Here is a 653-nt window from a genome sequence, read left to right on the forward strand (position 1 = left end):
GAGTTTTTTGGTATTTCGCCGCGTGAGGCTGATGCGATGGATCCTCAGCAGCGGTTGTTGATGGAGGTGGCCTGGGAGGCGTTGGAGCACGCCGGGATCACCAAGGAGGCGATCCGGGGCACCCAGACCGGCATCTTCGTCGGCCTGACGACTAACGACTACGCCATCCTCGCAGCGGAGAAGCTCGGCCCGCGCGACGCCGATCCGTACCTCTCCTTCGGCAACGGACCCAATTTTGCGGCGGGTCGGTTGTCGTATTTCTTGGGTGTGCATGGTCCGGCGATGATGGTGGATACGGCGTGTTCGTCGTCGTTGGTGACGATTCATTTGGCGTGTGCGAGTTTGCGGCGTCGGGAGTCGGATCAGGCGTTGGCGGCCGGGGTGAACCTGATGTTGGCCCCGCAGAACAGCATTGCGACGTCGCGGTGGGGGATGTTGGCCCCGGACGGTCAGTGCAAGACCTTTGATGCGGCCGCTGACGGTTACGTGCGTGGCGAGGGCGCCGGGGTGGTGGTGCTCAAGCGTTTGTCGGATGCCCAGCGTGATGGTGACCGGATTTTGGCGCTGGTGCGGGGTTCGGCGGTGAATCAGGATGGGCCGTCGTCGGGTCAGACGGTGCCGTCGGGTCCGGCGCAGCAGAAGGTGGTGCGGGC

The 653-nt window shown here is 64.3% G+C and carries 1 protein-coding gene; it reads left to right on the plus strand.

Features of this window, described 5'->3' with window-relative positions:
• Positions 1-653: polyketide synthase (locus LI94_RS21405; protein ID WP_046302514.1), on the plus strand; the 653-nt coding region annotated here is incomplete at both ends.

The sequence above is a fragment of the Mycobacterium sp. UM_Kg27 genome, from assembly GCF_000972905.1.
Lineage (GTDB): Bacteria > Actinomycetota > Actinomycetes > Mycobacteriales > Mycobacteriaceae > Mycobacterium.